This is a genomic window from Pseudoalteromonas sp. SWYJ118, assembly GCF_015864505.1.
GTDB classification, from domain to species: Bacteria; Pseudomonadota; Gammaproteobacteria; order Enterobacterales; family Alteromonadaceae; genus Pseudoalteromonas; species Pseudoalteromonas arctica.
Genome location: NZ_JADYXC010000045.1, coordinates 1 through 10,000 on the forward strand (window position 1 = coordinate 1; position 10,000 = coordinate 10,000).

Genomic DNA, 10,000 nt, shown 5'->3' on the forward strand with positions numbered 1-10,000 from the left:
GGTCTTATTTAAGCTTCCAGCTAGACGAGAGGATAGAAGATATCCCCGATGGGTTAAGCCAAAACCATCTAAGTATCCCCATAAAAAGAAAAATGCCAGTCAGCTTAACTGACTGGCATTATGCCTAAAGCATCCTTTTAAAAATCTTAAAATTACTTATTGTACTAACTCTTGCTCACTAAATTCTTCATCAAACATTGGGCTTGATAAGTAACGCTCAGTTGCACTAGGTAGGATAACAACAATATTTTTATCTGCGTTTTCAGGTTTTTCAGCAATTCGCTTAGCTGCAACAACCGCAGCACCTGACGAAATACCGACTAAAATACCTTCTTTTTTCATTAACTGATGCGCCATTGCAATTGCGTCTTCGTTAGATACAAGCTCGGCACCATCAATTAAGTCCATATCTAAGTTGCCAGGGATAAAGCCTGCACCAATACCTTGGATTTTATGAGGGCCAGGTTTAATTTCTTCACCGGCAAGCGTTTGGCTAATAACAGGAGAGTTAGTTGGCTCAACAGCAATAGACTTAACGTTTAAACCTTTTTCTGTTTTAAGGTAGCGGCTAACACCTGTAATAGTACCACCAGTACCTACACCTGCTACAAAAAAGTCTACTTTGCCGTCAAGCGCATCGTAAATTTCAGGGCCTGTTGTTTCAAAGTGAATTTTTGGGTTTGCAGGGTTTTCGAATTGTTGTAATAAAATATACTTATCAGGTGCTGTTGCTTGAATTTCTTTTGCTTTCTCAATTGCGCCATTCATACCTTTAGCACCGTCGGTAAGCACTAGATTTGCACCTAATGCTTTTAATAGCTTGCGACGTTCTAGGCTCATGGTGTTTGGCATAGTAAGTGTTAACTTGTAACCACGTGCTGCTGCAACAAATGCAAGTGCAATACCGGTGTTCCCCGATGTTGGTTCTATAAGTTCTTTACCTTCAACAAGCTGACCTGATTTTTCAGCTTCCCAAATCATCGATGCACCAATGCGGCATTTGATACTAAAGCTTGGATTACGAGATTCAACTTTAGCGTATACATTCCCACCTGTAACACGGTTAAGTTTTACCAGCGGTGTATTACCGATGCTTAGTGAGTTATCTTCAAAAATAGTAGACATAATGTTCCTTTGGATGCAATCTGATCAACGTGTTAATAGCCTTTGCTACTAACTATATAAACACACTTTACTGTGAGTTTAAAAAAACTAAAGTAAAGTTTGGCTATAACATATATCTATTGGGCTTATAACCAGCCGAAATAAAAATCAATTATTAACGGTGCTTTAGTTATTATAGGTGCGGGCTTAATTTGAAATTTAAAGAGTAAAAACTCGTTTAGTCAAAAAATGTTCGAAAGAGCATTGGATCAAGCTGTATTTGTTCGTTATTTGTGCATATGAATGTAACTTGAATAGTTTTATCACACAATGCGTCTAAAACATGATAAAAACACGTATCTAAATTCAATTAAGCAATCACAATGAAGTTAATCTTAAAATTAATTGCCGGTATTGTGGCCGGTATCTTAGTCGGACTGTATGTACCTATAACTGGTGTTGAACTTTTATTTACAGTAAAAGAGCTGATTGGTCAAATTATCTCCTTTACCATCCCTCTTATCATTTTATTTTTTATTGCATCGGGTATTGCTGGCCTACCAAAAGGGTCTGGTCACTTACTTGGTAAAACAGTAGGGTTTGCTTACAGCTCTACCATTATTGCAGGTACGCTTGCATTTTTATTAGTAAGTGCTGTTATACCTTTTTTAAGTGGTGGCATTACATTTGAAACAGAAGTTGCTACTGAAATAGGTAGTTTTATTGATTTAGAAATCCCGCCACTTATGGGCGTTATGACTGCACTTGTTACTGCTTTTGTATTTGGTATAGGCATGAGCCAACTAGAACTTGATACGCTTAAAAAGGTGTCTGATCAGGGTCGTGATGTAGTGGACGGGTTATTATCGAAAGTAATTATTCCAGCTTTACCATTTTACATTGCTGGCGTATTTGCCGAAATGACGGTGGCAGGCACTGTGGTAGATACGTTGCAAACATTTGGTGTAGTACTAATTGCAGCGCTTGTTATGCATTGGTTATGGTTAAGCGTTTTATATATAGCGACAGGTATATTGTTAAAACGTAATCCAATCGAATTAGTTAAAAATATGCTACCAGCTTACTTTACAGCGTTAGGTACTATGTCAAGTGCAGCAACGATTCCAGTATCGCTTCAATCAAGTAAAGCAAATAACGTTAAAGAAGATGTAGCTAACTTTACAGTGCCACTTTGCGCGACTATTCACTTATCTGGCTCAACTATCACTATAGTAACCTGTGCAATGGCTGTTATGTTTTTATCGCCAAGCATGGAAGTTCCTTCATTAATGGGTATGCTACCGTTTATTATGATGTTAGGTGTAGTAATGATTGCAGCACCGGGTGCGCCAGGTGGTGCAGTCATGTCGGCGCTTGGTTTATTAACAAGCATGCTTGGGTTTAATGAAGGTGCTGTTGCATTAATGATTGCACTTTATTTAGCACAAGATAGCTTTGGTACTGCGTGTAATGTAACGGGTGATGGTATCATTGCGTTATGGGTTGACAGATTTAGCGAAAAATCGTCATCTTAAACTATTAGAGCGAGGCAATAATATTAATTATTGTTTCGCTTTATGTATGTTACTGTGGCAAATTAATTTAATTAAATTGCATGTTGTTAGGTAAGTGAGGATGTTCCATTGATTAATGTACTTTTAGTTGATGACCATGAACTTGTACGAACAGGAATCAAGCGTATTCTTGATGACGTACGAGGGTTTAAAGTAATTGGCGAAGCTAAAACTGGCGAAGAGGCTGTACAGTTTTGTCGTCAGCATGCGCCAAACATAGTATTAATGGATATGAATATGCCAGGCATGGGCGGATTAGAAGCGACTAAAAAGATTTGTCGTTACTGCCCAGATGTAAAAATTATTGTGCTTACTGTTAATTGTGAAGACCCGTTTCCGAGCAAGGTAATGCAAATTGGTGCACATGGCTTTTTAACTAAAGGTGCAGGTTCTGATGAAATGGTTCGTGCCATTCGTTGTGTTCATGCTGGTCAGCGTTACATTGCACCTGAAATTGCACAGCAGATAGCGCTTGCACAAGTGACAGGCCGCACAGATGAAAACCCTTTTCAGAGTTTATCTGAGCGCGAACTGCAAATTATGCTTATGATCACCAAAGGTGAAAAAGCACAAAATATAGCTGAACGCTTAAATCTAAGCTCTAAAACAGTAAATAGCTATCGTTACCGTATGTTTGAAAAGTTAAATGTAGGTGGTGATGTTGAGCTTACCCATTTAGCTATTCGTCATAAAATGATTGATATAGACGTTTCGTACTAACTATAATTTATGTCTGAATTCGATCACGTACATTTTCTCAAAACGCTATCAAGTGAGCCGGGCGTATACCGCATGCTTGATAGTGACAACCAAGTTATTTATGTTGGTAAAGCAAAGCATCTAAAAAAGCGTGTGAGCAGTTACTTTAGAAGTAACATTACCGATAGCAAAACACGCGTTTTAGTGAGTAATATTTGTAACATTGAAGTCACCCTCACCAATACTGAAACCGAAGCGCTGCTGCTAGAAAATAATCTAATAAAAAAATATCAGCCTCGGTACAACATATTATTACGCGACGATAAGTCGTACCCCTATATTTTACTCACTAGCCATAAACACCCTCGTTTAGCATTTCATCGTGGCAGTCGTAAAATTAAAGGTGAGTACTTTGGGCCTTTCCCAAGCGCAGGAGCGGTATCTGAAAGCTTGCGGTTAATGCAAAAAATATTTCCTGTTCGTCAATGTGAAGATGCTTATTACCGCGCAAGAAGTCGCCCGTGTCTGCAATATCAACTTAAACGTTGCTCAGCTCCATGTGTAAATAAAGTAACTGATGATGATTACAGTGAGCAAGTTGACTATGTTCGTAAATTTTTAACGGGTAAATCTCACGAAGTTATTGCTGATTTAATAAAAAAAATGGAAGCAGCCAGCCTGCAATTAAACTTTGAATTGGCGGCAAAAGTTCGCGACCAAATAATGCTACTTCGTAAAATGCAGGAGCAACAGTCTATTTCTGGTAACTTTGCAGAAATGGATGTTGTCGGTTTTGCGCATTTAAACGGGTTAAACGGCATTCATTTATTAATGATCCGCGATCATAAAGTACTGGGTAGTAAAACCTATTTTCCAAAAGTACCTAAAGATTCGAGTGAGCAAGAAATATTGACTTCATTTTTAGGACAGTACTATTTAGCGCCAGGAGCAACAGGGCGTATTGCAAAAGAAATCATATTACCGTTTGAAATAGAAGAGAGCGGGGCACTCGGCGAAGCGCTTACACAAATAAGTGAGCGCAAAGTAATCCTTAAAGTGGTCACTCGTGGTGAGCGTGCGCAATACTTACAACTGGCCAATAAAAATGCATTAAACAGTATTGCGGTTAAACAAAGTACCCAAGACTCTATTAATAAACGTTATGCACAATTAAAAGCAACACTGCGACTTGACGATATTACCCGAATGGAGTGTTTTGATATAAGCCACACCATGGGGGAGAACACCGTTGCAAGTTGTGTTGTATTTGACTCACAAGGCCCAAATACAAAAGAGTATAGGCGCTACAACGTAACAGGTATTACAGGTGGCGATGATTATGCTGCAATGGAATTTGCACTTAACAAGCGCTATAACAAGTTAGTAGACGAAGACAAAATTCCAGACGTTATCTTTATTGATGGCGGTAAGGGGCAGTTAGGACGCGCTGAGCAGTACTTTTCTAATTGGCCGCACACTAAAATGCCTTTATTAGTCGGTGTTGCAAAAGGAACGAGTCGTAAACCCGGTCTTGAAACACTATTGATTGACAGTGGACGCAAAACCATTCCGATGGATTCAGATGCGCCTGCGCTTCATTTGATTCAGCATATACGTGATGAGTCTCACCGTTTTGCTATTGCAGGGCATCGTAATAAACGACAAAAACAACGTACACAATCACTACTAGAAGAAATAAATGGAGTAGGTTCTAAGCGTCGCCAAACATTATTAAAATATTTAGGGGGCATGCAGGGTGTAAAAGCTGCTAATATAGAACAGTTAAAGAAAGTTCCTGGGATCAGCCCTGACATGGCTGAGAAGATATTTAACCATTTGCATGATAAGGGCTAGCCCTACATGCGAATATAGCAAAAAAGACATATCCAAGTAGTTATGTGGAATATTCCAAACACACTCACAACATTTAGACTTTTTCTTATCCCCGTTTTTTTGGTGATATTTTATTTGCCTTATAGCTGGGCTTTTTTTGCTGCCGCCTTTATTTTTTGGCTTGCATCGATCACCGATATATTAGACGGTTATTTGGCAAGAAAGCTTGAGCAATCAACTCCTTTTGGTGCTTTTTTAGATCCTGTTGCTGACAAAGTAATGGTATGTGCTGCACTTGTAGCGTTATCTGATCAGTACCAGTCAATGTATATGACAATACCTGCTCTTATTATAATAAGCCGTGAAATTATCATATCTGCACTTCGTGAATGGATGGCAGAGCAGGGTAAGCGTGGTAATGTAGCTGTATCAAATATGGGTAAAATAAAGACGGCTGCACAAATGTTAGCCATTATCGGTTTGATTTGGCAATATGATACGTGGATGAACTATTTAAGTTTTGGACTACTGTACATTGCGACCTTTTTAACCTTGAGTTCTATGATGCAATATTTACGTGCAGCATGGGGTGAATTGACTAAAAATTAACTCTAAATGTATAATAACGCACCGTTTTAGATAAAAAACAAGCAAACAGTTCAAAACTAGCATTTTTTGTATTGACGCGTTTAATAATCTCTGTAGAATGCGTCCGTGTTGAGAGGGCATAGCCCCCGAGATAAACAAAACGGTAATTAATCAGTTACCTGAATGTTCACATAAATCATCATGTGTTAATTCAAATAACTGATAAATAAAATGCGGTACTAGCTCAGTTGGTAGAGCGCGACCTTGCCAAGGTCGAGGTCACGAGTTCGAGCCTCGTGTACCGCTCCAAGTTTATCTCAAGGTTATTACTCCAGTATTGGGGCGGAATGGCAGAGTGGCCATGCACCGGATTGCAAATCCGTTTACCTCGGTTCGACTCCGGGTTCCGCCTCCATTTCAACACTCCACACGCTTTAATTAGCAAACTCGATGCCCGAGTGGTGGAATTGGTAGACACAAGGGATTTAAAATCCCTCGACTAACAAGTCGTGCCGGTTCAAGTCCGGCCTCGGGCACCACTTTGTGGTTTAATTACATTACCAAGTGTAATTTATAAAATAGTTAATTTAGAATTAATATGATGCGGTACTAGCTCAGTTGGTAGAGCGCGACCTTGCCAAGGTCGAGGTCACGAGTTCGAGCCTCGTGTACCGCTCCATATTAGTTTTATCCACTTGCTTTTAATAGCAAACTCGATGCCCGAGTGGTGGAATTGGTAGACACAAGGGATTTAAAATCCCTCGACTAACAAGTCGTGCCGGTTCAAGTCCGGCCTCGGGCACCACTTTAAATTATTTTACCAAGATGATTTGAAGTTGATAAAACAGTATTTTGCGGTACTAGCTCAGTTGGTAGAGCGCGACCTTGCCAAGGTCGAGGTCACGAGTTCGAGCCTCGTGTACCGCTCCAAATTATTTGGATACATTTAGGCGGAATGGCAGAGTGGCCATGCACCGGATTGCAAATCCGTTTACCTCGGTTCGACTCCGGGTTCCGCCTCCATATAATTTACTCCACACGCTTTAATTAGCAAACTCGATGCCCGAGTGGTGGAATTGGTAGACACAAGGGATTTAAAATCCCTCGACTAACAAGTCGTGCCGGTTCAAGTCCGGCCTCGGGCACCACTTTAAATTATTTTACCAAGATGATTTGAAGTTGATAAAACAGTATTTTGCGGTACTAGCTCAGTTGGTAGAGCGCGACCTTGCCAAGGTCGAGGTCACGAGTTCGAGCCTCGTGTACCGCTCCAAATTATTTGGATACATTTAGGCGGAATGGCAGAGTGGCCATGCACCGGATTGCAAATCCGTTTACCTCGGTTCGACTCCGGGTTCCGCCTCCATATAATTTACTCCACACGCTTTAATTAGCAAACTCGATGCCCGAGTGGTGGAATTGGTAGACACAAGGGATTTAAAATCCCTCGACTAACAAGTCGTGCCGGTTCAAGTCCGGCCTCGGGCACCATCTCTCTATTAAGCGCTCTGCTTAAAAAATATCCAATAAATCTTCTAATATCTATAAAATATCCAGTAAAAATCTTGATTTATCATTTTTATGTTTTCTATGATTTATATTATCTTGATATGCACTATTTTATGCATGGTCTACCCAATAATAGCGTTGTGTGATAGTTCATTAAGAGTTTGTATATCTATCGTATTAAAGATATATATGAGTAAGCATAATGTAATATTTCCAAACCCAATCCTATAGCGCCTCAAATAAACCAGCCATGCAATCCTTAGCGACACACAGTACTTTATGCTAATGAATACACTTTGAACTGAACTAAGCGTCATAGACTTATGATAACAACCAGTAAAGTAGGCCATTAGCTTTAAAAAATTCAAAACAGTAAAGCAATCTACACCTCGAGAGCAAATAACCTTGAAAGCAAAGTTCAAACACCTATGTGCTGGTAGCATAAAGTAATACCAATCTGCTTATATATGGGGTCTATTTAAGGTTAAGGAAATTACGCTAGATTTAGGCAAAAATTTTTGTATCTAGTGTTCTAAATAAAAATTTTTAACGACGTTATAGTGCAATTTAATTCGTTAAATTGCTCAGAGATTTATGCAGGTTGGTATAGTTGTCGAATTGGTTGCTAACACATGCTCATTGGAAGTTAAAAATCGCGGGTAAGAGTAAGTCTAGAGTTATGGTGAGAACTTCAAATAGGTAAACAATAAAGTGCTTATACATAATGCAGAGCTGTGGGCATTAAACATCTGTTTTTGTAGGTTGTCTTATCTAGGCTGATAATCAGATAATGTCTATACGGTTCTTATCGTCCGTAACAGCTTTTACTTATAAATGATCGAGTGCTATGTGTCAGGGCTTTTTATTTTTAGAACTAAAAAAGCGAGTCGTAGCTCGCTGTTTATTGTTTATTTCCAGGCCTCGGGATCGACCTCTTTAGCAAGTTTAGGATGCTTACTTTTGTCAAAGGTGGGTATTAAACCCTTTTTGCGTTGTTCGTTGTAATCTTTAGAGAGCCATACAACAACACCTGAAAGCATAAATAGCGCTATAACGTTTACAATGGCCATTAAACCCATTGATATATCTGCCAGCGTCCAAATTAAACCAAGCTCACCAACAGCACCAAACATCACCATACCTAAAACAACAAGTCTAAAGATAAACATACCTTTATTAGAGTTGTGCTCTAAAAACATTAAATTTGTTTCAGCGTAAGAGTAATTAGCCACAATAGAAGTAAAAGCAAAAAACAATATAGCAATGGCAATAAAGTAAGTACCCCAGTCGCCGACATGTTCTTGTAATGCTGCTTGTGTGAGTTCAATCCCCATAACACCAGATTCAGGTACTAATTGCTGCGATAGTAAAATAAGAGAAGCAGTCGCTGTACAAATAACAATAGTATCAATAAATACACCTAGCATTTGCACATAACCTTGTGATGCTGGATGAGGAGGGTAAGGTGTCGCAGTAGCTGCGGCATTAGCTGCACTACCCATACCAGCTTCGTTTGAGAATAAGCCACGCTTTATACCTTGGATCATAGCTTGTGTAACACCATAACCAATTGCACCTGCACCAGCTTGTTCAATACCAAAAGCACTTTTTATTATAAGTACAATTACATCAGGTAATGCAGTAAAGTTAATAGCACATACATAAAGAGCAACTAACAAGTAAGCTAATGCCATAAATGGGACAACCATTTCAGCAAAACGAGAAATCGTTTTCAAACCACCAAAAATAATAATACCAGAGCCAATAACCAAGCAAATGCCTACTATATACTTAGGTACATCAAACGCTACTTCAAATGCTGCAGCAATAGAGTTTGACTGTACGGCGTTAAATACCAAACCAAAGGCTAAAATTAAGCATAACGAGAATAAAGTCCCCATCCAGCGTTTACCTAAGCCGTTTTGCATATAATAAGCAGGGCCACCTCTAAAATTGCCATCAGCATCTTTTGTTTTATAAGCCTGAGCCAAAGTACTTTCAGCAAAGCTTGTAGCCATACCTATTAATGCAATAAGCCACATCCAAAAAATAGCACCTGGCCCACCTAGGTATAAGGCAACAGCAACACCAGCCATATTACCTGTACCAACACGTGCAGCTAACGAAGTACAAAAAGCCTGAAAGGATGAAATTTCATTATCGGCACATTTACGAGAGCCAAACATAACTTTGAACATATGTGGAAATTGCACAAACTGAATAAAGCCTAGTCGAAAAGTAAAAAAGAGGCCTGCTGCTATTAATAAGTAGACGAGAACTTGGCCCCATAGAAGGGCACTTATACTGTTTATTATGTCTGTCATGGATACTGCCTAAATACATGAGTTAAAAAAAGTGACCGCAACTTATCACATCAGGATAAAAGTGTTTAGTTTTAAAGTTCAAAAACAGAGTTATCAACAGGGTTTTGTGGGTAACTTGTGCTTATCGTGTGCGCTTGCTTGGGGCTTAATTTTAATTACTATTTTATGCAAATAACGCTTGCGTAAAATCCGCAGCTCCCTATAATGCGACCCCACTGAGACAGGAAACGCCAACGCCTAGCGAGGAACGAACTACTCAGAGAGTTAAATAAAACTTCGGTTTTAAATTATCTAAAAAGAAAGTTTAAAACTAAGTGTTGACTCGAAAAATAAAGGGTGTATTATTCGCATCCCTTGAGACGCTAAAGC

6 protein-coding genes and 11 tRNA genes are annotated in these 10,000 nt (G+C 39.2%); 15 read left to right on the top strand and 2 right to left on the bottom strand.

Going from position 1 to position 10,000, the window contains the following annotated elements; genetic code table 11:
* Positions 1-156: 156 nt before the first annotated feature.
* Entirely contained in the window at positions 157-1,125 is a 969-nt protein-coding gene (cysK, locus tag I6F48_RS20710) for a cysteine synthase A (RefSeq protein WP_002963138.1), read from the bottom strand.
* Positions 1,126-1,487: 362 nt separating this feature from the next.
* On the opposite strand from cysK, the gene I6F48_RS20715 reads away from it, so the two are divergent.
* From I6F48_RS20715 to I6F48_RS20785, 15 genes are all read left to right on the top strand, one after another.
* Positions 1,488-2,639, top strand: a complete 1,152-nt coding sequence (locus I6F48_RS20715; RefSeq protein WP_165729315.1) for a dicarboxylate/amino acid:cation symporter — start codon at positions 1,488-1,490, stop codon at positions 2,637-2,639.
* A 108-nt stretch (positions 2,640-2,747) separates the two neighbouring features.
* Positions 2,748-3,398: a UvrY/SirA/GacA family response regulator transcription factor gene (gene uvrY / locus I6F48_RS20720; protein ID WP_002963136.1), complete on the top strand. Its 651-nt coding sequence runs from the start codon at positions 2,748-2,750 to the stop codon at positions 3,396-3,398.
* 9 nt (positions 3,399-3,407) lie between these two features.
* The gene (gene uvrC / locus I6F48_RS20725; protein WP_197120223.1) at positions 3,408-5,231 is read left to right on the top strand and encodes an excinuclease ABC subunit UvrC; all 1,824 of its coding nucleotides are present in this window, start codon (positions 3,408-3,410) and stop codon (positions 5,229-5,231) included.
* Positions 5,232-5,273: 42 nt separating this feature from the next.
* Positions 5,274-5,819, top strand: a complete 546-nt coding sequence (gene pgsA / locus I6F48_RS20730; RefSeq protein WP_032827134.1) for a CDP-diacylglycerol--glycerol-3-phosphate 3-phosphatidyltransferase — start codon at positions 5,274-5,276, stop codon at positions 5,817-5,819.
* Between the two features lie 212 nt (positions 5,820-6,031).
* Positions 6,032-6,107, top strand: a tRNA-Gly gene (locus I6F48_RS20735).
* A gap of 32 nt (positions 6,108-6,139) precedes the next feature.
* Positions 6,140-6,213 (top strand) — tRNA-Cys (locus I6F48_RS20740).
* A gap of 37 nt (positions 6,214-6,250) precedes the next feature.
* A tRNA-Leu gene (locus tag I6F48_RS20745) sits at positions 6,251-6,337 on the top strand.
* 64 nt (positions 6,338-6,401) lie between these two features.
* Positions 6,402-6,477 (top strand) — tRNA-Gly (locus tag I6F48_RS20750).
* A 39-nt stretch (positions 6,478-6,516) separates the two neighbouring features.
* Positions 6,517-6,603, top strand: a tRNA-Leu gene (locus I6F48_RS20755).
* A 49-nt stretch (positions 6,604-6,652) separates the two neighbouring features.
* Positions 6,653-6,728, top strand: a tRNA-Gly gene (locus tag I6F48_RS20760).
* Between the two features lie 19 nt (positions 6,729-6,747).
* Positions 6,748-6,821: transfer RNA gene (locus I6F48_RS20765), tRNA-Cys, on the top strand.
* A gap of 38 nt (positions 6,822-6,859) precedes the next feature.
* A tRNA-Leu gene (locus I6F48_RS20770) sits at positions 6,860-6,946 on the top strand.
* Positions 6,947-6,995: 49 nt separating this feature from the next.
* Positions 6,996-7,071 (top strand) — tRNA-Gly (locus tag I6F48_RS20775).
* A 19-nt stretch (positions 7,072-7,090) separates the two neighbouring features.
* Positions 7,091-7,164: transfer RNA gene (locus I6F48_RS20780), tRNA-Cys, on the top strand.
* 38 nt (positions 7,165-7,202) lie between these two features.
* Positions 7,203-7,289 (top strand) — tRNA-Leu (locus tag I6F48_RS20785).
* A gap of 926 nt (positions 7,290-8,215) precedes the next feature.
* On the opposite strand, the gene I6F48_RS20790 is transcribed toward I6F48_RS20785, so the two are convergent.
* Positions 8,216-9,631, bottom strand: a complete 1,416-nt coding sequence (locus I6F48_RS20790) for an alanine/glycine:cation symporter family protein (protein ID WP_010555303.1) — start codon at positions 9,629-9,631, stop codon at positions 8,216-8,218.
* Positions 9,632-10,000: the final 369 nt, after the last annotated feature.

Excerpts from the sequence above, each read along its gene's own strand:
- cysK (WP_002963138.1), bottom strand. The coding sequence starts at position 1,125 with ATGTCTACTATTTTTGAAGATAACTCACTAAGCATCGGTAATACACCG.
- I6F48_RS20715 (WP_165729315.1), top strand. The coding sequence starts at position 1,488 with ATGAAGTTAATCTTAAAATTAATTGCCGGTATTGTGGCCGGTATCTTA.
- uvrC (WP_197120223.1), top strand. The coding sequence starts at position 3,408 with ATGTCTGAATTCGATCACGTACATTTTCTCAAAACGCTATCAAGTGAG.
- pgsA (WP_032827134.1), top strand. The coding sequence starts at position 5,274 with ATGTGGAATATTCCAAACACACTCACAACATTTAGACTTTTTCTTATC.
- I6F48_RS20790 (WP_010555303.1), bottom strand. The coding sequence starts at position 9,631 with ATGACAGACATAATAAACAGTATAAGTGCCCTTCTATGGGGCCAAGTT.